At 63.1% G+C, this 24,860-nt stretch carries 26 protein-coding genes; 12 read left to right on the top strand and 14 right to left on the bottom strand.

Annotation, left to right across the window (positions count from 1 at the left end; all coding sequences use genetic code 11):
- The first annotated feature begins 174 nt into the window (after window positions 1-174).
- Both ACOGI7_RS06580 and ACOGI7_RS06575 read left to right on the top strand, forming a co-directional pair.
- Window positions 175-1,308: a metal ABC transporter substrate-binding protein gene (locus ACOGI7_RS06580; RefSeq protein ID WP_419851116.1), complete on the top strand. Its 1,134-nt coding sequence runs from the start codon at window positions 175-177 to the stop codon at window positions 1,306-1,308.
- Between the two features lie 26 nt (window positions 1,309-1,334).
- Complete coding sequence (locus ACOGI7_RS06575) at window positions 1,335-2,198, top strand: metal ABC transporter permease (protein ID WP_419851115.1); 864 nt, start codon at window positions 1,335-1,337, stop codon at window positions 2,196-2,198.
- 87 nt (window positions 2,199-2,285) lie between these two features.
- On the opposite strand, the gene ACOGI7_RS06570 is transcribed toward ACOGI7_RS06575, so the two are convergent.
- The gene (locus ACOGI7_RS06570) at window positions 2,286-2,756 is read right to left on the bottom strand and encodes a Fur family transcriptional regulator (protein ID WP_419851114.1); all 471 of its coding nucleotides are present in this window, start codon (window positions 2,754-2,756) and stop codon (window positions 2,286-2,288) included.
- A 122-nt stretch (window positions 2,757-2,878) separates the two neighbouring features.
- On the opposite strand from ACOGI7_RS06570, the gene ACOGI7_RS06565 reads away from it, so the two are divergent.
- Together ACOGI7_RS06565 and ACOGI7_RS06560 are read left to right on the top strand one after the other, a co-directional pair.
- Window positions 2,879-4,084: a metal ABC transporter substrate-binding protein gene (locus ACOGI7_RS06565; protein ID WP_419851113.1), complete on the top strand. Its 1,206-nt coding sequence runs from the start codon at window positions 2,879-2,881 to the stop codon at window positions 4,082-4,084.
- Between the two features lie 33 nt (window positions 4,085-4,117).
- The gene (locus tag ACOGI7_RS06560; RefSeq protein ID WP_419851112.1) at window positions 4,118-4,981 is read left to right on the top strand and encodes a metal ABC transporter permease; all 864 of its coding nucleotides are present in this window, start codon (window positions 4,118-4,120) and stop codon (window positions 4,979-4,981) included.
- Between the two features lie 67 nt (window positions 4,982-5,048).
- Here ACOGI7_RS06560 and ACOGI7_RS06555 read toward each other — a convergent pair whose 3' ends face one another.
- From ACOGI7_RS06555 to ACOGI7_RS06535, 5 genes are all read right to left on the bottom strand, one after another.
- The gene (locus ACOGI7_RS06555) at window positions 5,049-6,116 is read right to left on the bottom strand and encodes a cation diffusion facilitator family transporter (RefSeq protein ID WP_419851111.1); all 1,068 of its coding nucleotides are present in this window, start codon (window positions 6,114-6,116) and stop codon (window positions 5,049-5,051) included.
- Complete coding sequence (locus ACOGI7_RS06550) at window positions 6,116-6,433, bottom strand: hypothetical protein (protein ID WP_419851110.1); 318 nt, start codon at window positions 6,431-6,433, stop codon at window positions 6,116-6,118. The genes ACOGI7_RS06555 and ACOGI7_RS06550 overlap by 1 nt, the downstream gene beginning before the upstream one ends.
- 167 nt (window positions 6,434-6,600) lie before the next feature.
- Window positions 6,601-7,011 carry a MaoC/PaaZ C-terminal domain-containing protein gene (locus tag ACOGI7_RS06545; protein ID WP_419851109.1) on the bottom strand — a complete coding sequence of 137 codons (411 nt, stop codon included), beginning with the start codon at window positions 7,009-7,011 and terminating at the stop codon, window positions 6,601-6,603.
- Complete coding sequence (locus tag ACOGI7_RS06540; protein WP_419851108.1) at window positions 7,008-7,466, bottom strand: hypothetical protein; 459 nt, start codon at window positions 7,464-7,466, stop codon at window positions 7,008-7,010. Before ACOGI7_RS06540 ends, ACOGI7_RS06545 begins: the two co-directional genes overlap by 4 nt.
- Window positions 7,467-7,470: 4 nt before the next feature.
- A complete protein-coding gene (locus ACOGI7_RS06535; protein ID WP_419851107.1) occupies window positions 7,471-8,553 on the bottom strand; it encodes an LLM class flavin-dependent oxidoreductase in 1,083 nt (360 codons plus the stop codon).
- Window positions 8,554-8,649: 96 nt separating this feature from the next.
- Between ACOGI7_RS06535 and ACOGI7_RS06530 the strand changes: the two genes are divergently transcribed.
- Window positions 8,650-9,417 carry an enoyl-CoA hydratase family protein gene (locus tag ACOGI7_RS06530; protein WP_419851106.1) on the top strand — a complete coding sequence of 256 codons (768 nt, stop codon included), beginning with the start codon at window positions 8,650-8,652 and terminating at the stop codon, window positions 9,415-9,417.
- The gene (locus tag ACOGI7_RS06525; protein ID WP_419851105.1) at window positions 9,417-10,907 is read left to right on the top strand and encodes a GMC family oxidoreductase; all 1,491 of its coding nucleotides are present in this window, start codon (window positions 9,417-9,419) and stop codon (window positions 10,905-10,907) included. Before ACOGI7_RS06530 ends, ACOGI7_RS06525 begins: the two co-directional genes overlap by 1 nt.
- 12 nt (window positions 10,908-10,919) lie before the next feature.
- Here ACOGI7_RS06525 and ald read toward each other — a convergent pair whose 3' ends face one another.
- On the bottom strand, window positions 10,920-12,053 hold the full coding sequence (gene ald, locus ACOGI7_RS06520; RefSeq protein ID WP_419851474.1) for an alanine dehydrogenase: 1,134 nt from the start codon (window positions 12,051-12,053) through the stop codon (window positions 10,920-10,922).
- Between the two features lie 184 nt (window positions 12,054-12,237).
- Here ald and ACOGI7_RS06515 point away from each other — a divergent pair, with 184 nt between their 5' ends.
- From ACOGI7_RS06515 to ACOGI7_RS06505, 3 genes are read left to right on the top strand one after another with little or no spacing between them, the layout of a single operon-like run.
- The gene (locus tag ACOGI7_RS06515; RefSeq protein ID WP_419851104.1) at window positions 12,238-12,699 is read left to right on the top strand and encodes an Lrp/AsnC family transcriptional regulator; all 462 of its coding nucleotides are present in this window, start codon (window positions 12,238-12,240) and stop codon (window positions 12,697-12,699) included.
- Window positions 12,700-12,708: 9 nt separating this feature from the next.
- Entirely contained in the window at window positions 12,709-13,692 is a 984-nt protein-coding gene (locus ACOGI7_RS06510; protein ID WP_419851103.1) for a hypothetical protein, read from the top strand.
- Window positions 13,693-13,730: 38 nt separating this feature from the next.
- Entirely contained in the window at window positions 13,731-14,279 is a 549-nt protein-coding gene (locus tag ACOGI7_RS06505) for a UGSC family (seleno)protein (protein ID WP_419851102.1), read from the top strand.
- Window positions 14,280-14,282: 3 nt separating this feature from the next.
- Here ACOGI7_RS06505 and ACOGI7_RS06500 read toward each other — a convergent pair whose 3' ends face one another.
- Window positions 14,283-15,587 carry an MFS transporter gene (locus ACOGI7_RS06500; protein WP_419851101.1) on the bottom strand — a complete coding sequence of 435 codons (1,305 nt, stop codon included), beginning with the start codon at window positions 15,585-15,587 and terminating at the stop codon, window positions 14,283-14,285.
- Between the two features lie 77 nt (window positions 15,588-15,664).
- A complete protein-coding gene (locus ACOGI7_RS06495) occupies window positions 15,665-15,985 on the bottom strand; it encodes a hypothetical protein (protein WP_419851100.1) in 321 nt (106 codons plus the stop codon).
- 32 nt (window positions 15,986-16,017) lie between these two features.
- Between ACOGI7_RS06495 and ACOGI7_RS06490 the strand changes: the two genes are divergently transcribed.
- The gene (locus tag ACOGI7_RS06490; RefSeq protein ID WP_419851099.1) at window positions 16,018-17,376 is read left to right on the top strand and encodes a phosphotransferase family protein; all 1,359 of its coding nucleotides are present in this window, start codon (window positions 16,018-16,020) and stop codon (window positions 17,374-17,376) included.
- On the opposite strand, the gene ACOGI7_RS06485 is transcribed toward ACOGI7_RS06490, so the two are convergent.
- Genes ACOGI7_RS06485 through ACOGI7_RS06475 form a run of 3 tightly spaced genes read right to left on the bottom strand, consistent with a single transcriptional unit; the run spans window position 17,373 to window position 19,778 of the window.
- A complete protein-coding gene (locus ACOGI7_RS06485) occupies window positions 17,373-18,164 on the bottom strand; it encodes an SDR family NAD(P)-dependent oxidoreductase (RefSeq protein ID WP_419851098.1) in 792 nt (263 codons plus the stop codon). The two genes, ACOGI7_RS06490 and ACOGI7_RS06485, sit on opposite strands and share 4 nt — an antisense overlap.
- Window positions 18,161-18,907 (bottom strand): SDR family NAD(P)-dependent oxidoreductase, encoded by a 747-nt coding sequence (locus ACOGI7_RS06480; protein ID WP_419851097.1) that lies wholly within the window; start codon window positions 18,905-18,907, stop codon window positions 18,161-18,163. Before ACOGI7_RS06480 ends, ACOGI7_RS06485 begins: the two co-directional genes overlap by 4 nt.
- A 19-nt stretch (window positions 18,908-18,926) precedes the next feature.
- On the bottom strand, window positions 18,927-19,778 hold the full coding sequence (locus ACOGI7_RS06475) for an SMP-30/gluconolactonase/LRE family protein (RefSeq protein WP_419851096.1): 852 nt from the start codon (window positions 19,776-19,778) through the stop codon (window positions 18,927-18,929).
- A 20-nt stretch (window positions 19,779-19,798) separates the two neighbouring features.
- Between ACOGI7_RS06475 and ACOGI7_RS06470 the strand changes: the two genes are divergently transcribed.
- Window positions 19,799-20,980 carry a cytochrome P450 gene (locus ACOGI7_RS06470; RefSeq protein WP_419851095.1) on the top strand — a complete coding sequence of 394 codons (1,182 nt, stop codon included), beginning with the start codon at window positions 19,799-19,801 and terminating at the stop codon, window positions 20,978-20,980.
- 39 nt (window positions 20,981-21,019) lie between these two features.
- A complete protein-coding gene (locus ACOGI7_RS06465) occupies window positions 21,020-21,907 on the top strand; it encodes an oxygenase MpaB family protein (protein WP_419851094.1) in 888 nt (295 codons plus the stop codon).
- Between the two features lie 36 nt (window positions 21,908-21,943).
- Here the strand turns inward: ACOGI7_RS06465 and ACOGI7_RS06460 are convergent, their stop codons facing one another.
- Window positions 21,944-23,602 (bottom strand): hypothetical protein, encoded by a 1,659-nt coding sequence (locus tag ACOGI7_RS06460; RefSeq protein WP_419851093.1) that lies wholly within the window; start codon window positions 23,600-23,602, stop codon window positions 21,944-21,946.
- A gap of 22 nt (window positions 23,603-23,624) precedes the next feature.
- The gene (locus tag ACOGI7_RS06455) at window positions 23,625-24,818 is read right to left on the bottom strand and encodes an amidohydrolase family protein (protein WP_419851092.1); all 1,194 of its coding nucleotides are present in this window, start codon (window positions 24,816-24,818) and stop codon (window positions 23,625-23,627) included.
- Window positions 24,819-24,860 lie beyond the last annotated feature (42 nt).

Raw genomic sequence — 24,860 nt, 5'->3', positions numbered from 1 at the left:
TTCGCACACCACCAGGGGGAGGGCGAATACCACCCCCATGATCGCAATGAGCTGGCCGATGATGTACAGCGCGTGGACTATTGCTGCCATGGTCTTCCCTTTCCCGAAGTTTGATGAGCGTGAAGCCGGTGGTCGGCTTGCCATTGGAGTTCTCCCCAAAATAGGTTTTCAGGAATGAGACTCATTATCAATTTGCGGCGAGCGGCATTTTCTTTGGGGTGCTTGCTGGCTGTGTTGGCATTGATTGCTGGGGGGTGTGGGAACGATGACGCGGCGGATACCAGTGGCACCCCGACGGTGGTGCCGACAACTCCGATTGATACCCCGGCGGTTGTAGTCACGACTTCGATATGGGGTGATGTGGTGGCGAACGTAGCCTGCGACGGGTTGGCAGATGTGACGACTCTGATTCCCCCAGGGGGCGATCCGCACGCATTCCAACCCTCGTTGCAGGATCGGGGTCGCATGGAAAGCGCCGCACTGGTTGTGACCAACGGTCTCCACTTGGAAGAGGGTTTGGAGGACACTCTCGAAGCGGTCGAGGAATCCGGCACCCCGGTTTTTCATATGGCAGACCACATCTCGACTATTGAGTACGGCTCGATGAATAGGGACGAGCACGAGGACGAGCACGGCCACGAGGACGACGAGCACGAGGACGAGCACGGCCACGAGGACGACGAGCACGAGGACGAGCACGGCCACGAGGACGACGAGCACGAGGACGAGCACGGCCACGAGGACGACGAGCACGAGGACGAGCACGGCCACGCCCACGGTGGTGCTGACCCCCACGTGTGGTTTGATCCCATTCGAGTCGCCGATGCGCTGCCAGCGCTCAGCCAAGCCCTGGCCACGCAAGCAGGCCTCGATGCTGGAGCCCTGCAAGAGTGTGTAGCGGCATATCGCAGCGAGCTGATTGCTCTGGACGCCGAAGTTGAAGAAATCTTGGCCCCGCTGCATTCCGAGGATCGCCTATTGATCACCAACCACGATGCCCTCGGCTACTTCGCCAATCGCTATGGGTTCCAACTGATTGGGACGGTCATTCCGGGTGGCTCAACCTTGGCCGAGGCCAACCCCGCGGGTCTCCAGGAACTGGTTCATTTGATCGAAGAAACCGGTGTGGCCGCCATCTTCTCGGAGACAACGCACAGCACCGATGACGCTGATGCCCTGGGCCGAGCAGCCGGTGTGAAGGTGCTCTCATTGAATACCGGGTCGCTGGGTCCCGCTGGCAGCGGCGCTGACACCTACATAGGGTTCATGCGCACCAACGCACAGGTGATCATTGAAGGGCTCGGTTGATCTATTCGGGTAACTAAGTTGGGGTAGTGGAGTTTCTGACCAGTCCAATCGACTGGTGGATCGAGCCCTTCGCCGACAACATCTTCATGCGAAAGGCCCTGTGGTCGGGGCTGCTGGCAGTACTAGCCACGTCCACGGTGGGAACGTGGGTGGTTCTTCGGGGCATGAGCTTCTTCGGGGAGGCTCTGGCCCATGGGGTGATGCCCGGGTTGGCCATCGCCTTCGTCATTGGGGGCGACACCACACTGGGCGCGCTGATCGCCGCGTTGATCATGGTCTTCGGCATCAATCTCATCCGCGTCCACTCCCCGTTGCCCGACGACAGCTCCATCGGTTTGCTTTATGTGGGGTTCTTGGCCTTGGCGGTGGTGATCATGTCCAGCAGCTCAGGGGCCTATTCAGGCGACCTCAGCCGGTTCTTGTTCGGCTCCATTACCGGGGTGAACGACGGTGACCTCTATCGCCAACTGATCATCGCTGGAGTCACGTTGCTGGGAGTCATGTTTTTCCACCGGGCGTTCCTGGTGATGACCTTCGATGAGGTCCAGGCTCAGTTGCTGGGGCTTCGGCCCCGCCTGGCCCACGCTGCTTTGTTCGCACTTTTGGCTACCTCCATTGTGGCGTCATTTCAGGCCGTCGGGAACCTGTTGGTGTTCGCCTTCTTGGTGGCTCCGCCATCAACGGCGGCAATGCTGGTTCGGCGGATCCCAGTCATCATGACCACCGCGGTCGTTATCGGCGCCGTTTCCGTGGTAGTCGGCTTGCTCATCAGCTATCACCAAGACACTGCGGCTGGCGCCACCATGGCGCTCGGCACAGTCGTACTGTTCATGCTCGCCCTGCTGATCCGGTCGCTCTCTGGCAGCTACAACATGAGGCTGGCCAGCTAGTCCACCAACAACAGGGAGGCCGTTCCGGCCAGTACCGGGTGGGTGCCGTCTCGTGCCAGCCAGACATCGCACCCGACGGATGTCGGATCAGCAGTCGGCGCAGTGGCCGTGAAGGTCGAGGCTGTGATGGACAGGGGTGAATCCGGTTTGGGAGGCAATATCGGACAAACTTTGGTCCACCAGCATTTCCACTTCGCTGTCAAGGTGGATGTCCTCGATGCCACCGCAGCTGATGCAGATCAGATGGTGGTGATGTCCCAGCAGGGGCTCGGCCAGTTCGAAATGGGCGTGATCGCCTCCGGCGCTGATCCGTCGGATGAGGCCGCTGCGAACCAGCACGTCCAGGTTTCGGTATGCCGAACTCTGGACGAGGTCTGGGTCGGCCGCCACGATGTCCGGCAGCGTCATCGGTTGCCCGGCTTGGGCCAGCACATCCACAAGTTGCCTACGGCCGGTGGTGTAACGATGACCCTGCCGAGCCAATCTGGCTCCTATTTGCAGATGAATTTCCGCCAAATGGTCCTTGTCGCCAGGCACAGCAAGTGATTCCGCAGTCATCTGGGTTCAGTATTCCATCAGATATCTATGAATGACACTCATTCCTAAGTATTGTCACGGGTGTGGGAACGATTATTGATACCAAAAAGGTCCTGAGGCGTGCCATGTGCATTATGGCTGCTGTGGCTTTACTTGTTTCAGGGTGCGGCAATGACGACGACGCAGGCGCTGATGGCTTGCCCACCATTATGGCGACGACCTCTATCTGGGCCGATGTGGTGGCCAATGTGGCTTGCGACGACCAAGCCGAAGTAATCACCCTCATTCCTCCCGGCGGTGACCCCCATGCCTTCCAACCCTCATTGCAGGATCGGGGCCGAATGGAAGGCGCCGTCATGATCGTGGCCAACGGTCTCGACCTCGAAGAGGGTCTGGGCGACACCCTTGAGGCAGTGGAGGAAGCCGGCACGCCGGTGTTCCATATGGCTGACCACATCGAAACCATTGGATTCGCCCCCGGCATGGAACTCGAACACCACGAAGAAGAAGAAGGCGAAGGCGAAGAGCACCACGAAGAAGAAGAAGGCGAAGGCGAAGAGCACCACGAAGAAGAAGAAGGCGAAGGCGAAGAGCACCACGAAGAAGAAGAAGGCGAAGGCGAAGAGCACCACGAAGAAGAAGAAGGCGAAGGCGAAGAGCACCACGAAGAAGAAGAAGGCGAAGGCGAAGAGCACCACGAAGAAGAAGAAGGCGAAGGCGAAGAGCACCACGAAGAAGAAGAAGGCGAAGGCGAAGAGCACCACGAAGAAGAAGAGGAAGGTGAGGACCACGGCGACGAGGAAGAAGGACACGGGCACAGCGGCGAGGACCCCCACGTGTGGTTCGACCCAATCAAGGTGGCCGATGCGCTTCTTCCCCTCAGCGAGGCTCTTGCGGCACAGGCAGGGCTTGACGCCGATGCGCTAAGCGCCTGTGTGGCCGAGTACCGGGGTGAGTTGATTGCCCTCGACGCCGAGATCGACGGGATCTTGGCGCCGCTTTCCCATGAAAAGCGCCTGATGCTCACCAACCACGATGCCCTCGGCTACTTCGCCAACCGGTATGACTTCGAACTGGTTGGGACGGTTATCCCCGGCGGCTCGTCTATAGGGGAGGCCAGTCCGGCTGCACTCCAGGAGCTCATCGGCCTGATCGAACAGACCGGGGTGCCTGCTATCTTCGCCGAGTCCACGCACAGTTCCGATGACGCCGAAGCACTGGCTCGACAGGCCGGTGTTGAGGTCGTCGTGCTGGATACCGGGTCCCTTGGTCCATCGGGAAGCGATTCCGACACCTACCTTGGCTTCTTGCGCACCAACGCGCAGAGGATCGCCGGCGCCCTCGGGTAACGCCGTCGAGGGCTCACCGCTAGGGTTCGCGGCGTGGAGTCATTGGCCAGCCCGTTCGACTGGTGGGTCGAACCCTTCATCGACAACATCTTCATGCGCAACGCCCTGTGGTCGGGGTTGCTGGCGGTGCTGGCCACGTCCACGGTGGGAACGTGGGTGGTCCTCCGGGGGATGAGCTTCTTCGGGGAGGCATTGGCCCACGGGGTGCTGCCCGGCCTGGCCATCGCTTTTATTCTCGGGGGCGATACGACGCTGGGCGCGCTGATCGCCGCGTTGGTCATGGTTTCCGGCATCAACCTCATCCGCAACCACTCCCCCCTGCCTGACGACAGCTCCATCGGGTTGCTCTATGTGGGGTTCTTGGCCTTGGCGGTGGTGATCATGTCCAGCAGTTCGGGGGCATACTCGGGCGATCTCAGCCGGTTCTTGTTCGGTTCGATTACCGGCGTGACCGACAGCGACCTACTCCGACAGCTCATCATCGCCGGAATCGTGTTGTCGGGGATTGTGGTCCTCCACCGGGCATTTCTGGTGATGACCTTCGACGAAGTCCAGGCCCGACTGATGGGGCTTCGGCCCCGGCTCGCCCACGCCGCCTTGCTGGCGCTGTTGGCCGTCTCCATCGTCGCCTCATTCCAAGCAGTCGGGAATCTGCTGGTCTTCGCTTTCTTGGTAGCGCCGCCGTCCACTGCGGCCATGCTGGTCCACCGGATTCCGCTTATCATGATCACCGCGGCCATCCTCGGCACAGTTTCGGTTGTGTTTGGCCTACTCATCAGCTATCACCACGACACGGCGGCCGGGGCCACCATGGCCTTAGGCACGGTGGTGCTGTTTTTGATCGCCCTGATTATCAGGACTCTGGCCGGATCGGGAAAGGTCCGATTGGCTGTTTAGAGCCTGCACAAATGTCTGAGAGCCCAACGGACGCCACCCATGGATGGTCATCCATTCGCGCGGCCCCTTAGTGGGAGTGCATGAGGAATTTGGTGAGCTTCGACTTCTGGCGGATCTCCCGCTCGGTGGCAAACAGATGGTCGACGTGGTGGCTCTCCTGGTCGCAACCCTCCACCGAGTGCTCAAGCTGAATGGTGGTGTGCTGGATTCCGTAGCCCTTGACAATTCCGCGGATTCTACGGAGCTTCTCATCCGCTTCTTGGACATCGCTGCTCGGCTCGGCCAGCACATGAGCGGTCATAGACAGATAGCCCGATGAGATTGTCCGGACATGCACATCGTGGACGATGGTGACACCATCCACCTCTTCGATGTCATGGCACAGCTTGTAGACGTCCACGTTCTCGGGTGTGCCATCGATCAGCACGTGGAATACCTCGGACACGAGGTTCCAAGAGCTGAACAGGATGAGCACGCCGATGAACATGCTGAGGATCGGGTCGACGATGTCCCAGCCCGCGCTGATGATGAAGATGCCCGAGATCACGACGGCCACCGAACCCAACAAGTCCGCCATGACGTGTTGAAAGGCGCCTTCCACGTTCAGGCTGTGTCCGGATTGGCGATGGAGGACATAGGCCACCAACACGTTGATCAGTAGGCCGGCCGAGCCCACGCCGAGCATGAGCCCGCCTTCGACGTGGGCTTCTCCATCGAACCTCCGAATGGCCTCGTAGAAAATCCATCCCACGATCACCCAGAGGGATAGGGCATTGAACATTGCGGCCAGGATCTCGGTTCGGTAAAAGCCGAAAGTCCGCTTGGCCGAGGCGGCGCGGTCGGCGGCCCACATGGCGAACAGCGCGAGGCCGATGGCCGCGCTGTCGGTGAGCATGTGGCCGGCGTCGGAGATCAGCGCCAGGCTCCCCGACGCGAAGCCGCCGATCACCTCGATCACCATGAACGTGGTGGTCAGTGTGACCGCGATGATCAGGCTCTTGCGGCTGGCCTCCCGCAGATCATGGTGATGGTGCCCGTGGTCGTGATGGTCGTGCCCGTGCCCGTGGTCGTGCCCGCAATCATCATCATGGGCATGGCCGTGGCCATGCCCATGACCATCATCAGCTTTGTCCACTACGCCGCAGCGGTACAGCACTCTTCGGTGTGGACGTGTACCGGGATATCGCAGTGGTCTTCGTGGTCGGCGTGGGTGTGCTCAGGGGTGTCGCAGTGGTCGGCGTGGGTGTGCTCAGGGGTGTCGCAGTGGTCTTCGTGGTCGGCATGCGTGTGCCCTGGTTCGTTGCAGTGGTCTTCGTGGTCGGCGTGGGTGTGCTCAGGGGTGTCGCAGTGGTCGGCGTGGGTGTGCTCCGCCGTGCTGCAGTGATCGGCGTGGTCGGCATGCGTGTGCTCCGGGTGGTCGTAACACGCATCAGTGTGAACGTGGTCAGCCATGAGGACTCCTTGGTTGAAGAAGAAGAATTACGGGCCAGACTTTAGACATAGTCAATGGCAGTCATCAACCATTCTCAACTATCAGTAATAGGACTAATAATGAGACTCAAAATGATGGGTTTCCTGGCAAAATATACGGAGATCGCCCCCCTCTTTTTGGCCCGCCCTTAGGCCAAAGACAGGGTGGCGGTTCCGGCCAGTACCGGGTGGGTGTCGTCTCTTGCCAGCCAGACATCGCACTCGACGGTGCCGTCATCGCCGATTGCGGTGACGGCACCGCCGGCCTCCAGGCGATCACCAGCGAAGACATTGTCCAGAAAACGCACTCGGATCTTTTGGATGCGCTCAGCGCCTCCGGCCCATTCGCCCAGCATGTTCATCACGTACCCCAGGTTGTTGGGCCCTTGATTGACCGGCTGGTCGCCCATACCCAGCTCCCTCACCGTGTCAACATCCCAATGGATGGGGTTGGAATCGCCGAGCAGAGCCGCCATCGTCTTCATCTTCTCGGCATCCACTGCCTCGATAACCAGACGGGGCAGCTCGTCACCCACTGATGGACTAAAGACCGTGCTCACTGGGGCCTCCTGGGAAAGATGAAGGAGTTTGAAACCACGGAAGAAACTTCGCCATCAGGGGCGACCACCTCTAGCTGAAAGGCCACGATGTCAAAGGTGCCGGTGCGTTCACCTTGCTTGCGGACCGCGCTGGTGATCTTGCCCCGCACGGTGTAGGTGGCGCCGATCTCCAAGGGGCGAAGCTGCTGGATATCGCATTCGCCGAACATCGGGCCATCGTCGGCCGACGCGTAGCAAAGGGTGAACATCTCGTCGATGGAGATGCCCAAACCGGCCATTGCCGCGTAGTAGCAGAACATGGGATGGGCGATGCCGTCGGTTCGCTGTGGGGCTCCAATCACGTCGTTGGTCAGCCACACCCGCCACGGTTCCACGGCGTAGGTGCCACCTGGGAACTGCCTTCCCACCAGGGACTCAAGGTCTTCAAGAGTCGGAATCTGTGTCGCCGAAGTCATCGGTTCACCACCGGCAGGCTTCGGGGATGGCCGGATGGTCGGGAGCGGGATACTTGCGGTGCAACGGCTGCACCACCTCTTCACCGAAGCGCTGGATCTGCTCTCGGGTCGCTTCGAAAGAGGGTCCGGTGACCATGCGGAACTGCACGGTGAAATACTGCACGCCCAGCTCTTCGTGGTACTGCTCCAAGCGCTCTCGGCATTGGGCGGGAGAGCCCACCACGATGTGCTCGCGGGCCGATTCGGTGGTGATCTTCTCGGGGGAGTCGAACTCGGGATGGTGGGCCAGGATTCCCTGCTCGCAGTAGAAGCGCATCTCGGGCACGTAGTGGGTGCCGTACTGCTCAGCAGCCTGCTCGAAAGTGTCGGCCACCCACGCTTTTCTCATCAAGACGATGAACGGCTCTTTGCCGTATTCGATGGCTTTGGCCCGATAGGCGCCGGCCTGCACATCCCAGGTCTCTTTGAGGATGGGAAAGTCGTCACAGGTCCACGATTCGGCGTAGACCCCGCACCGCTCGATGGCTGCGGGAAGCTGACCGCCGCCCCAGAACGGGAACCGGGGCTGCTGGTAGGAGTTGGGAGACAGCAGGCCGTCGTTCACCTGATAGAAGTCGCCGTGGTAGGTGAAGCGCTCGCCTTTGGATTGCAGTGCCTTGTCGATGATGGCCACGTTCTCCAGGTAGCGGCCCAACATCCGCTCGGGGGGAACTCCGAACTGGCCCCAGTAGCCCGCGTGGAAGCCCCGGCCCCAGGTCATGTACAGCCGGCCCCTGGAGATGTTGTCGATGATGGCGCACTGCTCCGCCACCTCCATGGGGTGATAGAGCGTGTTGACCAGGCAATAAGAGCCGATAGCCACTCTGCGGGTCTCCCGGGCCAAGATCATCAACAGGTTCAGCGGCGAGCCGAAGTACGACTCCGTGCGGCCGTGGCGGTCGGGCACTTGGATGGAGTGAAACCCCGACTGCTCGGCCAGGATGCCCTCTTCGATCATGGCGTCGAGGGCATCGGCCGCGTTGTCCGGTTGGGGCAGGGGCTGGTCGTAGTACCCGTGGTTGGTGTCGATCAGATAGCCGATGCGCAAGATGAGCTCGCTTTCGGGGGCAGTTGCTTCGCCTAGAAGGTAGTGGCTGGCGCCTGGCGAGCCTACGCTGGCGGGCGAGAGGCAAAGGAGCGCACAGTGGCCATTCACACTGAGATCGACGAGCAGGGCATCGCGGTTGTCACCATGGACAATCCGCCAGTTAACGCACTCAACATCGCCGACACCTACCGGCTGGCCGAGATCTTCCGCAGCTACAAGCACGACGCCAACGTGCGGGTCGCCATCCTCACCGCGGTGGGGCGGGGGTTCAACGCCGGGGTGGACATCAAAGAGATGCAGGCCATGGAGGGCTTCGAGGGGGTCCTCGGCACCGGGGACGCCTGCTATGAGGCCTTCGGGGCGGTGTACGACTGCGCGGTCCCTGTGATTGCCGCCGTTCAGGACTTTTGTCTGGGGTTGGGCATCGGCCTCGCGGGGAACTGCGATTTGGTAGTGGCCGCAGAAGGAGTGAAGTTCTCCATGCCCGAGGTGGACAATGGGGCTTTGGGGGCCGCCACCCACACCGCCCGGCTGGTTCCCGAGAAGGTGATGCGCTGGATGATGTACAGCTGCGAGCCGGTGGCGGCTGAAGACCTCCAGCGATGGGGGACCGTGCTCAGCGTTGTTCCCGGCGATCAGCTCATGGACGAGGCCCGCCGAGTGGCGGGGGTGATCGCGTCCAAACCGCCCGGAGTGGTCCGCAAGGCCAAGTGGTCGATCAACGGCATCGACCCGGTGGACGTCCACCGCAGCTATCGATTCGAACAGGGGTTCACCTACGAGCTGAACCTCATGGGCGAAGGCGAAAAGGCCCGGGACGCCTTCATCCGAGGCGAGCGGGAGTCAAACAAAGCCGCCCAGTAGTGATTGACACCGTCATTGTCGGGGGAGGATCGGCGGGGTCGGTCTTGGCGTCCCGACTATCAGAGGATCCAGCCCGCGAGGTCCTGCTGCTCGAGGCCGGTCCAGACCATGGAGCCCGCCTGCCCCCTGCATTGGCCGACATCACGGTCTCCTCGCATCCAGATCATGACTGGGGCGATGAGGTGCGTCTTCCCGGAGGCAGAACTCAGCCCTACCCCCGAGGAAGAGTGCTCGGCGGCAGCTCTGCGGTCAATGGCGGTATCGCCATACGGGCAATGCCCGCAGACTTCGACGCCTGGGGGTTTCCCGAGTGGCGGTGGGAAGCGATGCTGGACAGTTTCCGACGACTGGAGTCGGATCTGGACGGTGAGGAGCGCTGGCATGGCCGCGACGGCCCGCTGCCCATCGTGCGCACCCCTGACGCTGAACTGCTCCCAGTTCATGCAGCGTTCTATGAGGCGTGCGAGGCGACGGGCTACGACTACATCGCCGATCACAACGCTCCGAATTCCCACGGCGTAGGCCCACTGCCCCGCAATCGCCGTGGATTGCAGCGTGTGTCTGCTGCCGATGCCTACTTGACGGCCGAGGTCAGGGAGCGGCCCAACCTGGAGGTGAGAGGCGATTGCCTGGTGTTGGCGGTGCGCTGGAACGGCAATCGGGCCATTGGCGTGGAGGCCGTTGACAACGGCCGCGTGGAAACCATCCCTGCCCAAGAGGTGATTGTGGCCGCTGGTGTGATCCAATCGCCGATGCTGCTGTGGCGGTCGGGCATCGGCCCGGCGGCGGAGTTGGCCGGATTGGGAATCGATGTCGTTGTCGACCGCTCGGGAGTGGGTGCGAATTTCTCCGACCACCCCGCGGTCTATCTCTTTGCGGCACCCCAGCCGAAGACGGTGACCCCTGAGGATGTCACCATCCAGACCCTTTTGCGGTTTACCAGCTCATCGGGGCCAGCCAGCGACCTCCAGCTGTTCCCTGTGGGGAGAATCGATCTCACCAACAGTCCTCGGCGCCAGAAGGAGGCCGGCGGCTTGGACACTGTCTTCGCCTTCAACGCGGCGCTGCAACGGGTGGAAACCCGGGGGTCGGTGCGACCGGTGTCAGCTGATCCCGCTGATTCCCCAGCGATCACCTATCCGTTTTTGGCCCATAAGCCCGACTTGGAGCGGCTGGTCGAGGCGGTTGACCTTGGTTTGGAACTGCTGGCGACCTCTCCGTATCAGAGGGTGGCCCGAGGGCCGCTGTTTCTGCCCAGTCGGCTCACTCGAGACGAGCTCTTGGCCTATGTCTTCGCCCGTCATGTGGCCTTCTACCACGGCGCGGGCACATGTGCGATGGGCCCGGCCGACGACCCGGCTGCGGTGGTCGGCCCCGACGGCCGGGTTTGGGGGACCGAAGGGCTCAGGGTGTGCGACGCCTCGATCATGCCGGAGACCCCGAGAGCCAACACGAACCTGAACGTGATCGCGGTGGCTGAGCTGATCTAGCGTCGGGCTGCTTCAGGCCGCGGTTCGGCTGAGGCCGAGGACCTCCTCTGGAGGGGTGAAGCTGAGACCAAGCGATTCCGCCACTGCTGGCTCGGTGACCTGCCCTTGGCAAATCGAAAGCCCGGCGCGCAGTCCGGCGTTCGTCCGCATGGCCTCCTTCGGCCCCAGGTCGGCCAGCATGGCGATATAGGGGAGGGTGGCGTGCTCCAACGCGAACGTCGAGGTGCGGGGTACGGCTCCGGGCATGTTGGCGACGCAGTAGTGGACCACGTCGTGGGCCAGATAGGTGGGATTGGCATGGGTTGTGGGTCGGGAGGTTTCGATACAGCCACCCTGGTCGATGGCCACGTCCACTACAGCTGATCGGGGCCGCATCTGCTTGACCATCTCAGTTGTGACCAGATGCGGAGCTCGGGCCCCTCGCACGAGGACGGCGCCGATCACCAGATCGGCCCCGAGGACTGCCTCCTCCAGGGCGCCTCCGCTGGAATGAAGGGTGTGCAAGGCCGAGCCGAAGCGCGAGTTCAAGTCCTCCAAAACGGAGACATCTCGGTCGATCACCGTGACGTCGGCACCAAGGCCGACAGCCATCTGTACCGCGTTGCGGCCGACCACGCCTCCGCCGAGGATGACCACTCTGGCAGTAGCAACGCCCGGTACGCCGCCGAGGAGCACTCCTCGACCCCCTTGCGATGACTCCAAACAGTGCGCCCCGGCTTGAATCGACATGCGCCCCGCGACCTGCGACATGGGGGCCAGCAAGGGCAGACCTCCGCTGGGGCCGACGACCGATTCGTAGGCGATGGCCGTGACGCCCCGGTCAACCAGCTCAGAAGTCTGGACCGCGTCGGCAGCCAGGTGCAGGTAGGTGAAGAGGACCTGGTCCTCGTTCAGGCGGGCTCGCTCTTCGGCTTGGGGCTCCTTGACCTTGACGATCAGATCGGCTTGATCGAACACCGATTGGGCAGAATCCGCGATTGCCGCGCCGTGGGTCACATACTCCTCATCGGTGAAACCCGCTCCGGCACCGCATCCACGCTCGACAAGAACGTGGTGGCCGCGACTGACGAGATCGGTTGCACCCCCCGGTGTCAACGCCACTCGACGTTCTTCGCTCTTTATTTCCTTCGGAACCCCGATGCGCATCACTGCCTCCACCGCAATCCAATGGCTACAGTGACATTTTATCCGCGATAGGGGTGGAAAATTCTTGAAAACATGCTGTAGCAGCGCTATAAATCGAAAATATTATTCACTTTCTTTCTTGATTTCGATTATTTTATGTTTCACTTCATTTTGCTTCTCGCGGCGTCTACAGGGAGTCAGGCCGGTGTCGGACTTGGATTCAATTGATTGCTCAATCCTCAATGAGCTCCAGAGCGATGCGCGGATCTCCAACGCAGAGCTCGCGGAGCGGGTAGGCCTGTCGCCCTCCGCGTGCTACCGACGAGTCCGGCGCCTCGAAACCGACGGTGTGATTGCCGGGTACGTGATGATCCTCGATCCCGAAGCCATCAACCGCTCTCTCGATGTCTTCGTTGAAATCTCCTTGGTGAGCCAGAGCGAGGCGAATCTCCGCCAGTTTGAGAAGGAAGTGGTGGAGTGCCCCGAGGTCATGTCCTGCCACTTGATGGCCGGTGACGCCGACTACCTCCTCCACCTTGCTGTGGCCGACCAACGCGACTTTGAGCGAATCCACAACCAGTACTTGTCCCGCTTCAGTGGTGTAGGCCGACTCAGATCCAGTTTCGCTATCCGTTCTGTATGGGAGACCACCCGCCACGAGCTTTAGCATCAGAGCATGACGACGGCCGCCCAGCACGCCTATGACTCCTATGAAGCCTTGGTGGAGGACTATTTCGAAAAGGGATGGACTGATGGGCTGCCCATCATGCCTCCGACGCCGGAAAAGGTGGCCGCCTTTCTGGAGCGCGCCGGCCTCTCCGGGGACGAGGTGCTTGGCACCGTGCCGACCCGAGAGGTGACGTGCACCGCGCAACAGGCCGCGGCGAACGCGGTCATGGCCGGTTGCTTGCCCGAGTACTTCCCCACCGTGGTGGCCGCGGTTCGGGCGCATCTCCATCCCAAGGGCAACTGCCACTCGACCACCGGCACACTGTCGGGCGCAGCTCAGGCTGTCATCATCAACGGACCAATCCGCAATGAACTGGGTGTGGCCTCGGGGGCAGGCTGCTTCGGACCTGGATTTCGGGCCAACGCCACCATCGGCCGGGCCCTCCGCCTCGTGATCCGCAACGTGTGCCGTGGTATCCCCGGCTTTTTGGACCGGGCCAGCTACTCCACCCCAGCTCGCTACTCCTTCTGCTTCGGAGAGAACGAAGAGGCATCCGAATGGGAGCCGCTGCACGTCCAGCGGGGTTTAGCCCCTGAGCAGAGCGCGGTCACCGTCCACTCCCTGATGAAGATGGTCGAGGCCACCGATTTCACCAGTCGCAATGCCGAGGGGGTCTGCGACACGCTGGTCACCAATATACGGGCCAACGGCATAGCGGGAGACGCCTGGTTGGGGGAGGACGGCAACGTGGTCATCGTGATCGGCCACGAGCACCATCGGTTCTTCGTCGAGGATGGGTGGTCGAAGGCCGACATCCAGCAATATCTGTGGCCCCGGCTCAACGCGCCGGCCACCAGTGCCACCGACCGCATGGCCCGCATCGGGAAACCCGAGGGCATCTTGATCGTCGCCGCCGGGGGAGCGGGCATGGGAGCGAGCTGGCTCCTGCTGCCTCACCTTGCCCTCGCCATCACCGAGCCCGTGTCCTAGCCGCTGCTCGGACGCACGCGGTGGGCTAGTCTGAAGCCATGACAACCCTCATTGGCCTCGATCCAACGTCGGGCCCGTTCGATCGCACCGACGATCACGATTTCTCTCCCCGGCCAGCCAGCTTGGACGGAGCAGTCGTGGCCTTGGTAGCCAACGGCCTCGGCGAGGGGGAGATCTTCCTGGATGCCCTCTACGACGAGTTGACCAAACTGAGCGACCTGCAAGCGCCGCTCAAGGTGGTCAAGAGCTCGGTGTCCATTCCGCCGGACCCGGGAGACTGGAGCCGGCTGACCGAGGAGGCAACCGTCGCCATAACCGGCTTCGGGGGTTGAGGCAGCTGTAGTGCCCGCAGTTTGCGGGACGCAGTGGAGTTGGAGTGGGCCGGCGTTCCCAGCATCGCCATCGTCCACGAGGAGATGAGGGGATCGGCTCAGGCCATTGCCCGGGTGAGCGGCTGCGCCGACTACGAGTTCCTCACCGTCGACTATCCATGGGTGCCCATCGCCATCTGGTCCAAAGAGGAGTGCCTCGAGCTGGCCGAGATCATGGCCCCCAAGGTCTTGGCCGCACTGACTGGCCAGAGCTGACCACTACTTCGCTGAAGCGGAGTTGGTCGAAGAAATAGCAACAGCACCGAAAACTCCGACTGCGGCAACCGCCGCGCCCAGCCAGAAGGCGTTGGCGAAAGCCGCCCCGGTGGTTTCCTCGCCTACGGCGAGCACAAGTACCTGGATACCGGCAGCCGTCCCCAAGCTGGTGAGCGTCTGGAACATGCCGGTTGCTGCCCCCAGATTGGCCATCGGCACTGCTCCTACTACTGACACCTGATAAGCCGGTCCGGCCACCCCCAGCCCTCCGCCGGCCAAGGCGAGGCCGAGCACGACCAGCACTACGGCGTCTACCAGCGATCCCGCCGCGAAAGACACCATGGCCAGCACCACCAACACGCTGCCCAGACACGACGTCCATCGCTCACCCCGGATGGCGGTGAGTCTTCCGCCCACCGGAGAGCTGATGCTGTAGGAGATCAGCCGGATCACCAACAGCACGGTTGCCGCGGTCAGCGTGTAGCCGTAGCGCTCCTGCAAAAGTTGCGGTGCAAGGATGAACCCGCCCATGTAGGCCGCATTGGCCGTGGCCGACGCCACCACCGGTCCGGCGTAGTTCCGGCGGCGAAACCACTCCAGTGGGATCATCGGATGGGCCGTCCGCTGCTCGATGGCCACGAATGCCCCGACGGCCACGGGCACAAGAACCAAGAGGGCCAATGCTACTGGGTGCTCGAAACCCAGGGTGGCCCCCCGGTCCAGCGCCACCATCAACACCACCACGGTGGCCACCAAGCTGAGCGCTCCTGCGATATCGACCGGTTTGGCCTCACCCGTGCGGGTTGGTCGCACAACGATGATCGATGCCAGCAGTCCGATCGCGGTGATGGGGGTGTACACCCCGAAAATGGCCCGCCAGCCCAGCGCATCCACCAACGCACCGCCGGTGACCAGGCCGATGGCCGGCCCGCCGACGGCTCCGAACTGGAACCAGCCCATGGCCCGGGCCCGTTGGTTCACCGGGAATGCGGCCATCATGATGGCCATTCCGTTGGGGATCATCATGGCCCCTCCCAACCCGACCAATGCTCGAAAGGCAATGAAGCTGAGGGCATCCCAGGCCAGTCCGCACACCCCGGTAGCGGCGGTGAACACCGTCAGACCGAGGATCAGCATCCGCCGGTGGCCCCACAGGTCGCCCAGCGTTCCGAATACGGTTGTCCCTGCGGCGAGCCCGAGGAACGGGGCGGTGACCGCCCACGACAGTGTGGCGTTGGTGGTGCCCAGGTTCTCCGCGATGTCCGACAGCGAGGCTCCGATGATGGTCATGGTGGAGCCGAACACCACCTGGCCAGCGAGCAGGGTTACGAGCAGCCGCCAGGCGTACGCCGCATCGTGCGGCTGTTGATGAGTTGTTGGGGAGCTCAGTCTTTCAGCTCGATCAGGATTTCGTAGTAGGGCTCGGTGCCGGTATTGACCGCAGTCTCGATGCCGCCCTTGGAGATGAACATGGGCTGGCCGGGGATGACGTCGCCTTCAACTAGGCCGGAGAACTCCCCGGCCGTGTCCGGCTCGAAATCTCCCGCGATCTTGTCGCCCGACACTTGAACCAGCACATAGTCGTGATCGTGCCGGTGAAGATCCGACCGCTCGCCGGGGTCCAAGCGCATCTCCCAGATTCGCACACGGTCGTTCTCCATCAGCAGCTTGGTGGCCACATCGCCGAATACCCGCTCTTCGCTCATGGATCGCAGCATAGACGTGCTAAGCCATCAGGATGGCTGAGGAGTTTGCAAACGATCTGCCCGAGGGGATGACCGACTGGATCGCCGAGGCGGGTGGCGGTCGCATCACCCATCTGAAGCGCCACATCGCCCGAAGGGAGGCGTGGGTGGTGGACGTCACCCGTCCCGATGGGTCGGTGGCGGAATACTTCCTGCGGCTGGACCGCGAAGGGGATGGCAGCGGCACACACTCGGTGAAGAGCGAAGCCAAGGTGCAGACCGCGTTGGTCGAGACTGGCATGAAAGTTCCCGCCATCTGCGCTTGGAGCGAGGATCTCCAAGCCGCGTTGCACCAGCGGATGCCAGGTCGGGCCGATTTGGACAACGCCGACCCCCAAGAGCAGGCCGCGGTGCTCGAGGACTTCATCCAGCAGCTGGTGATGCTTCACTCGCTGGATCCCAACTCGCTGGGGCTTGACCACATGCCCATTCCCACCACCTCGGCCGAGTGCGCGCTGGGCGAGATCGACTTCGTGGAGCAGTTCCTCGGCGGCATGGTGACCGATCCGCTGTACACCTATTCGCTCCGGTGGATCAGGAACAATGTTCCCGAGCGCCTCGAAAGGGTGAGCCTCTTGCAGGGCGACACCGGACCGGCCAACTTCATGTTCCACGAAGGGCAGGTAAGCGCCATCGTCGACTGGGAGTGGGCTCACTTCGGCGATCCCATGGAAGACTTCGGCAACATCTGCACCCGAGAGTTCTACTGTCCTTCGACCCCCGAAGAAGGTCTTGGCCCCCTCTTCCGTCGGTACGAAGAGCTGTCCGGAATCCCGGTACACCTCGACTCGGTTCGCTACTACCGGGCGCAGCAGTTCGTGCGATCCATCGTGTCACTGGCTCGCATAACGGTGATCAATGACCCCCAGATGCCCAACGCCATGAACTGGGCCTACCGCTACATCTGCGAGCGGGCTACCTGCGAAGCGCTGGCCGACGCCATGGGAATCGAATTGGAGCGGCCCGAGCTTCCTGATGTTGAGATGGCCAGCTCTTTGGAGGGTGTCATCATCAGCAACCTGCGGGAGGAAGTCCTGCCTGCGGTGGAAGGCGACTTTCCCCGCCACCGGTTGGAACACGCCACCCTGTTGGTGGAGTGCCTAGACCGGCAGAAGCAGATCGGTCCCCAACTCGCCGACATCGAATTGGACGAGATCGCCGCTCTCACTGGCCACCGGTCCGACACGCTTGAGGATGGGCTGATGGCTCTGGACAAGGCCATCCAGAGCCAGGGTGCAGGAAACGAGGAGGACGTGCTCCGCTATCTGGCCCGCCGGGCCTGGCGGCTGGAGTATCTCTGGAAGCCGGTAGTGGACCTGTTCCCTGGCCGCGAGTTCTCGCGAATCGACTAGCGCCGGCTCATCATCTCGATCGCCTGAACGAGGTAGCCGTTGGGGTCGGCTCGTTTGGCTTGGGCGGTCTCCTTCAGGGCGGGGGCAGCGAAACCTTCGAAGTCATCGTTGCCGAGCTTGGCGATCAGCGCTTTAGCCACGTCAACCGGGTCCATGAACGCGTCAGGCGGCTGGGGGAACGGGTCGTCGTTCCCTGGTTTGGGAGTGGAGAACTCGGTGGCGGTGGAGCCGGGGGTGAACAGATGGGCCCGAACGCCGGTCCCGGCCAGATCAAAATAGAGTCCTTCGGTGAACAGATTGAGAGCGGCTTTGGCCGCGGCATAGGCCCCCGTTCGAAACGCCATCGACTGCGTGCCCATCGATGACACGTTCACGATGGTTCCCGAGTTCCGCTCCAACATGTAGGGCAACAGCGCCAAGGTGAGTCGAGCAGAACCGGTGAAGTTCACCGCCATCGTCTCGTCTAATTCCTCCGGGGTGAGCCGTTTCATGGACCGCCGCCGAGGGGCGCCGGCATTGTTCACCAGCACATCAATGGGCCCCATCTCGGCCCAGGCCCGATCGGCGAACGGGGCCACGCTGTCCAAGTCGGCCAGATCCAGCGTCCACCAGCAGCCATCACCGCCGGCGTCTCGCACGTCGCCCAGAACCTGTTGGAGGCGGTCGCCCCGGCGGGCGGCCAATCCCACGAACGCCCCTACCCGGGCAAGTTCAACCGCCAGGGCCGCGCCGATGCCCGATGAGGCGCCGGTGATCAGCACCCTTTGGCCGGATGGGTTCCAGCTCATCCCGCGGTCATGCCCCCGTCGATGCTCAGCACCGAGCCATGGATTCGGCGGCCATCGCCAGAGGCGAGGTAGGCCACCAAAGCGGCGATGTCATCGGCCTGGGCCATGCCCCGCATCCCCATGTACCGGCCCATCAGCTCCATGTCGGGATTTTCGGGAAAGCCGAATGAGGTGGCCAGATTGGTTTCCACCCCGCCAGGGGCGATGGCATTGATCCTGATGCCGGTCTTCATCGTCTCCATGGCCATGGCCTTGGTCATCAGCACCACTGCTCCCTTGCTGGCGCAATAGGGCACGGTGTAGGCCTGTCCCATCAATCCTGCATTGGAGGCGATGTTCACGATGCAGCCTTCCGATGACTCCAGGTGGGGGAGCGCGGCCTGCGACATCCAGAACACGCCCTCGACGTTCACCCCCATGATCAGATCCCAGACTTCCTGATCTACATCGCCCACCCGGTGGCCCCGGGCCACACCGGCGACGTTGCACAGCACATCCAGGCGACCGTGCTCGGCCACCACTGAGGCCACCAGCTCATGGCAGGCGTCTCGGCTGCGCACGTCGGAGACTGCCGGGTGGAAGGCGGCTCCTTCGCCCATCATTTCCGCGGTTTCCCCCAGTCCCGAGCCATTGATGTCGCTGCCCGCCACCACGGCCCCTTCAGTGGCCAGTCGCACCGCGGTGGCCTGGCCGATTCCCGATCCTGCTCCGGTAACCAAAGCCACCTTTCCGGAAAACCTCATGATGAAACTCCTTGATCTTCTAGGGAAGCCCGACGCCGGGAATTTCCACCGGCACCGAGTCAATGCGGCCCTGCCCAAGTCCCTGGACCTCATCGGGGTGAGAACCCGGTGCAGTGACAAGGAAGAGCGTGCGGCGGTCGTCGCCTCCCAGCATCACCGCGAAGCAGTTGAGCTCTGTCTCTACTCGGTGGGTGATCTCGCCGCCTTCGATCACCCGCAGGGCGGCCCGGCCTATGGCGTCGGCGTACCAGATGCCTCCTTCGGCGTCGTAGCAACAGCCATCGGGAATGGTGCCGGGCACCGCGGCCCACAGCCGTCGGTTCTCCAGCCGTCCATCGGGTCCGAAATCGAACGCGGTGAATTGGCTGGCAAAGCTCTCTCCCACGATGAAGGTGGCACCGTCCGGCGTGATAACCGCCCCGTTGGGAAACGCCAGGCCGTCGGCCGCAGCCTCCGTCGTGCCGTCCGCCTGCACCAGCCCAAGAGCGGCGGGAGCAAAATCCTCTCCGGCGTGCAGGTCGAACCCGAAGTTCCCCACGTAGGCCCGACCCTCTGCATCTACTGTCATGTCGTTGCAGAGCGACGTAGCGATCTCGGAGAGGTCGCCATGCTCATGGAGCGCCACGCCGTCGTAGCGCATGACCCGGCGGTCTCGCATCGACACCACCAGTAGGTCGCCATCGGGCATCCACCCCAACCCCGAAGGCTGGCCGGGAACTTCGACGATCACCTCGACGGTTCCGTCCGGCGAGGCGGCGTTGACGGAGTACTGGTAGAAGTCCGAGTACCAGAGGCGGCCGTCGTGCCACCGGGGGCCCTCGCCGAAGTCGATTCCGCCGATGAACGGCTCGGGACTGGGAAGCATCTCCATGCCGGGGGACAATAGCGACTGTGAACGAACTCGCTGTTGTAGACCTCACCGATCCCGGCTTCTGGTCGAACCCCTATCCGGTGCTGGCCGAGGCCCGGAACCGGCACCCGCTGGCTCGAGGAGTCGATGGAAGCCTGATCGCGTTGAGCTTCGACGCGGTGGAGTCGGTGCTGCGCGACCCGCGTTTTTTGACCACCGACCTCTTGGCGCCTCGGGGGATCACCGAGGGTCCAATCGCCGAATGGTGGGGGCAGGTCATGTTCTCGGCCAATCCACCGGAGCACACTCGGCTGCGCCGACTGGTCAGTCGGGCGTTCACCCCTCGGGCGGTGGAATCCCTTCGACCCCGCGTGGTGCAGATCACCGAGGACTTGTTGGGCGGTTTCCACGGCCCTACCGCGGATTTGGTGGCCGAGTTCGCCCACGAGCTGCCGATCAGGGTGATGGCCGCCATGCTCGGGGTTCCCGCCGGCGACCACCATCGCTTCGCGGCCTGGACCGCAGACCTGGGCTTGGTCTTCTCCTCAGTCCATACCCCTGAGTTGCTGGATCGCTTGGAGGCGGCCATCAACGGCCTCAACGGCTACGTGGCCGAGCTCATAGTCGATCGGAGGGCTAACCCGGAAGAGGATCTGCTCAGCGGCCTGATCGCCGCAGAGGCCGACGGGGACGTCCTCAGCGAGCCCGAGCTGGTGGCCATGGTGGAGAACTTGCTGTTCGCCGGGCACGACACAACCCGCTCCATGCTGATGATCGGCGCGGCGCTGCTGCTGGCCCATCGAGACCAACGGGCATTGCTCTCCGGCAATCCCGATCTGGCCGTCCAGGCGGTTGACGAGATCCTCCGCTTCGAGGCGCCGGTGCTGGGGTCGGGTAGGGATGCTGCCGAGTCCTTGGACCTGTTCGGTGTGCCGGTGGAAGCCGGAGAGACGGTCACGACAATGTCCCTGGCGGCCAATCGCGACCCAACTGCCTTCGACGATCCCGACCGCTTCGACATCCGCCGCCCCGGAGGCAAGCTGATGAGCTTCGGCCAGGGAATCCACTACTGCTTGGGAGCGGCCTTGGCTCGCCTGGAGGGCCAAGTAGCCTTCCCGATGCTGTTGGAACGCTATCCCCGCATGGAATTGGCCGCCGAGCCCGAGTGGGTTCCCTATGCCTCCATCCGTTGCTTCGAACATCTCATGGTGACAACCACCTGACCGACTCACCCCATCTGAAGATATGGTGACTACCTAGCCATGCTGCACTGGGCCAAGACTCGAGTCATCAACTCGGTGAGCGGCATGTTCGCCCATGCGGAGATGCCGCTGAAGCACACCGGAGAGTTCCCAGGAGATCCTGGACTGTGCGGTCCAGGTTCGATCAGCTGGCAGGTGATCGGCGATGTCAGCGTGTTCGTCGGCGGCATCCGGGCGCTGTTGGTCCAGGCAGCCCATCCGGAGGTGGTCGCCGGAGTCGACGATCACAGCCGCTATCGAGATGATCCGCTGGGCCGGCTGAGTAGGACATCCTTCTATGTCACGTCGGCCACTTTTGGCGCGATGCCCGAGGTGAACGAGGCGATCGGTCTGGTCAATTCAGCTCACCAGGGCGTGAGCGGCACCTCCCATCGAGGTCGGTCGTACAGCGCGTCGACTCCGGAGTTGGCTGCGTGGGTCCACAACTCCCTGACTGATTCCTTCCTCGAGGCCTACCAGCGGTTCGGCGGCAGGCTCAGCCCTCCTCAAGCCGACCAGTTTGTGGTTGAGCAGACCAGGGTGGGGGAGATGTTGGGCGCATCGCCGCTGCCGACAACCGCGGCCGAGTTGCGGGAGTGGATCACCGGACACCCGGCGTTGGCGCCGAGCCCGGGAATGCAGGCCGCCGTCAGATTCCTTCAGAATCCCCCGATTCCTACGGCCCAGAAAGCGGGGTATCAGATTCTGATGAACGGGGCCATCACCACGATCCCTCGAGAGCTCACCTCGGTGTTGGGAGTGACCGCGGCTCCTGGAACCCGCGTCAGCAGCACGGCAATGGTCCTAGGGCTGCGGCGCATCATGAAGAACAGCCCCGCCTGGCAGGCCGCCCTCGAGCGATGCGGCGCGCCCTACGACTCCCGGCTGTTTCGCGAGAAGGTCAACTAAGCAGTCAGCGCCGAACACGCCATCCAGCGGATCGGTTTAGCCGTCTTCGTTGTTGCCCCAGCAGGCGATGGTGCGGTCCGCTCTGATGGCGCACGAATAGTCATGGCTGGCTGACACGGCGGTGAACTGGCCCTCCGGCGCAGCGGTTTGGCTGTCCGAGTTGTTGCCCCAGCAGACGATGGTGCGGTCCGCTCTGATGGCGCACGAGTGCGCCCGGCCGGCTGCGATGTCAGCGAACTGGCCCTCCGGCGCATCGGCCCGGCCGTTCCGGCTAACGCCCCAGCAGGCGACGGTCTGGTCGGCCCTGATGGCGCATGAATGAAACATACCGGCTGCGATGTCAGTGAACTGGCCGTCGGGCGTATCGGTTTGGCCGTCTTTGTTGTCGCCCCAGCAGGCGACGGTCTGGTCGGCCCGTATGCCGCACGAGTGATTCCCGCCGGCGGAGATGTTGGTGAACTGGCCGTCGGGTGCAGTGGCCTCGCCAAGCCAGTTATCCCCCCAGCAGGCGATGGTCCGGTCGGCCCGTATGCCGCACGAATGCGACGAGCCGGTGGAGATGGCGGTGAACTTCCCGTCGGGCGCGTAGGTTCGGTAGCCCCAGCAGGCGACGGTCTGGTCGGCCCTGATGGCGCACGAGTCACCCCCGCCGGCGGAGACGGCGGTGAACTTCCCGTCGGGCGCGTCGGCCCGGCCGAACCGGTTCAAGCCCCAGCATGCGACAGTGCCGTCGGCCCGTATGCCGCACGAATGAAATTGGCCGGCGGAGACGGCGGTGAACTTCCCGTCGGGGGCAGACGTCGTTGGCGCATCGTCGTGGACCGATGAGAATGTTCCGCACACCCCGGCTGAGGGGATGTTGAAGTAGGTGACGTAGAGGTGGTCGGCGACGCAGCGGAAGATGTCGTTGTGCCCGCACACCTCCCAGTAGTCGTGGTCGGAGGAGCTCCAGCAGCCGACGACGGTCGGGTGGCCGTAGGTGAGGGCGTGGGCGATCTCGTGCAGGAGCGTGAAGGTGTGCAACTCAGGCAGTGTGATGTGGTGGTAGAAGTAGGCACCGGGCCGTCCCTCGTTTACAACGAGGGACGGCGGGCTGGGCGGCTTGTCCTCCACATCCACCTCGGCCCATATTCGCTCTATCAGCGCTTCGGCCTCGGCCTTGGTCAGGACGAGGCGGTCTTCGGGCGGCCCGTACCCGCTCGGTACGTTCTGTGCGCAGGGCTCCCAGGCGTACACGCGGGCCGTGAGATGGGCAGCGCATCGGCCTGACGGGGCTTCCGATGGCACAGTGATGGTTGTCGCGGCGGGTGCGGCTGGCGGTTCGGGGTCGGTGTCGCCGCATCCGCCGGCGACGAGTTGGGTGTCGACGCCGAATCGGCAGCGGTAGGCGTTCAGCAGGTTCTCTTGGGCGGCGATGAGCTGGTCGCGCCCATCGAGGTCGTTCTGTGTCGGGTTTTGGGGGGCGGGACCAGGTGCGATGGTGTCGGGACTATCGCATCCGCCCCGGACCTGTTCGGTGTCGGCGTTGAACATGCAGCGGTAGGCGTTCAGCAGGTTCTCTTGGGCGGCGATGAGCTGGTCGCGGGCCGCGATGTCTGAAGCCGAAACCGCGGGCTGGGCCGACACCGACACGGGAACAGCGGCGACCGCGGCGACAAGAAGGGCCAACACGACAACGACAAACATCGTTCTCATGGCCGACTCCTTAGAAGGCCAACTAAGCAGCCAGCAGGCCAGCCAGGTTGTCGCGCATGATCATCCGCACTTCGTCGTCGGGCATGCCAACCAGAGATTCTGTGAAATCCAACGGCTCGGCCAAACCCTCGGCGTGGGGCCAGTCGGAGCCGAACAGCACTTGCGAGGGCCCGATGGAGCGAGCCAACTCGGCGATCGGCTCCTCGTGGTAGGGGGACACGAACACGTGGCGGCGGAAGATGTCGCTGGGCTTTTCGGTTAGGGGGCCTCGCAGCCACGGCCCGTTGCGGCCCATGCGATTCATCTTGTTCATGGCGGCCATCAGGTAGTCCACCCACAGGCTGCCGTTCTCCACGCTCATCACCCTTATGTCGGGGAATGCGGTGAACAGGTTGGCGTAGATCAAGGCGGCGACCGTCTCCATGATCGGGCGGTCGCCGTAGAAGCAGGTCCACTGCAAGGCCGACTGGCGGTGTGAAGGGGGATTGGGATCCTCTCCCCAGTGCACCGACATCGACTGGTTGTAGCCCGATTCGCCGATATGAAATCCGACCACCGCTCGGGCCTCGTTGATGCGGGCCCAGAACGGGTCGAACACTGGGTCGGCGATGTTGCGGCCCGCGGCAGGCCCGGGGCGAAGCGAGACGATTCGAGCCCCCCGGTCCAGCGCCCATTCCAGTTCGGCTACGGCCCGGTCGGGATCAACCAGCGACAGCAGGGGAGGGGCATGGATGCGCCCATCCCGATTGAGGCCCCATTCATCGTCCAGCCAGCGATTGAAGGCACCCAGATTGGCGTACAGCAGATCGGGGTCATCGACCATGAAATGCTCCACGCACACGGCCAATGTGGGGAACAGCACAGCGGCCTCCACATTCTGAGCGTCGAGCACCTCGATCCGGGCGGCCCGGGTCACGTATTCGGGGCGGTGCGGCTCGGACACCTGGCTGCGCTTGACCGCTTGGCCTCCGCCCTGGCCCTGCTTCATGGCTCGGAGCATCTCCCGCAACATCCCGGGCTTGGGGGCGGTGTCGAAGCTGCGGTGCTCCAAGAAGGTAAACCGCCGGTCGCCGATGTACACCTCCTCGGAGCCATCGGGCTCGATCACTGGCCGCACTGCCCGATCAGCGAACGACGGGTCGATGTATCGGGTAAAGGCGTCTCGGGGTTCGTAGTAGTGGTTGTCGGCATCGAACACCCGATATCCCAGTTCCATGCCCACAGGTTAGGGCGGCTTGGGTATGCCAAGTAGGGTGAC

Origin of the sequence: Candidatus Poriferisocius sp. (assembly GCF_965204145.1) — a bacterium.
In the GTDB taxonomy this organism is placed as follows: Bacteria; Actinomycetota; Acidimicrobiia; order Acidimicrobiales; family Bin134; genus Poriferisocius.
The sequence above is the reverse complement of the archived record's forward strand: the minus strand, read 5'-3'. Positions and strand labels throughout refer to the sequence as shown.

Coding starts and splice junctions, on each gene's coding strand:
- ACOGI7_RS06480 (WP_419851097.1), bottom strand. CDS start 18,907: ATGAGGTTTTCCGGAAAGGTGGCTTTGGTTACCGGAGCAGGATCGGGA.
- ACOGI7_RS06465 (WP_419851094.1), top strand. CDS start 21,020: ATGCTGCACTGGGCCAAGACTCGAGTCATCAACTCGGTGAGCGGCATG.
- ACOGI7_RS06550 (WP_419851110.1), bottom strand. CDS start 6,433: ATGGCTGACCACGTTCACACTGATGCGTGTTACGACCACCCGGAGCAC.
- ACOGI7_RS06490 (WP_419851099.1), top strand. CDS start 16,018: ATGGCTGAGGAGTTTGCAAACGATCTGCCCGAGGGGATGACCGACTGG.
- ACOGI7_RS06510 (WP_419851103.1), top strand. CDS start 12,709: ATGACGACGGCCGCCCAGCACGCCTATGACTCCTATGAAGCCTTGGTG.
- ACOGI7_RS06475 (WP_419851096.1), bottom strand. CDS start 19,778: ATGGAGATGCTTCCCAGTCCCGAGCCGTTCATCGGCGGAATCGACTTC.
- ACOGI7_RS06485 (WP_419851098.1), bottom strand. CDS start 18,164: ATGAGCTGGAACCCATCCGGCCAAAGGGTGCTGATCACCGGCGCCTCA.
- ACOGI7_RS06460 (WP_419851093.1), bottom strand. CDS start 23,602: ATGAGAACGATGTTTGTCGTTGTCGTGTTGGCCCTTCTTGTCGCCGCG.
- ACOGI7_RS06580 (WP_419851116.1), top strand. CDS start 175: ATGAGACTCATTATCAATTTGCGGCGAGCGGCATTTTCTTTGGGGTGC.
- ACOGI7_RS06540 (WP_419851108.1), bottom strand. CDS start 7,466: ATGACTTCGGCGACACAGATTCCGACTCTTGAAGACCTTGAGTCCCTG.
- ACOGI7_RS06495 (WP_419851100.1), bottom strand. CDS start 15,985: ATGAGCGAAGAGCGGGTATTCGGCGATGTGGCCACCAAGCTGCTGATG.
- ACOGI7_RS06570 (WP_419851114.1), bottom strand. CDS start 2,756: ATGACTGCGGAATCACTTGCTGTGCCTGGCGACAAGGACCATTTGGCG.
- ACOGI7_RS06455 (WP_419851092.1), bottom strand. CDS start 24,818: ATGGAACTGGGATATCGGGTGTTCGATGCCGACAACCACTACTACGAA.
- ald (WP_419851474.1), bottom strand. CDS start 12,053: ATGCGCATCGGGGTTCCGAAGGAAATAAAGAGCGAAGAACGTCGAGTG.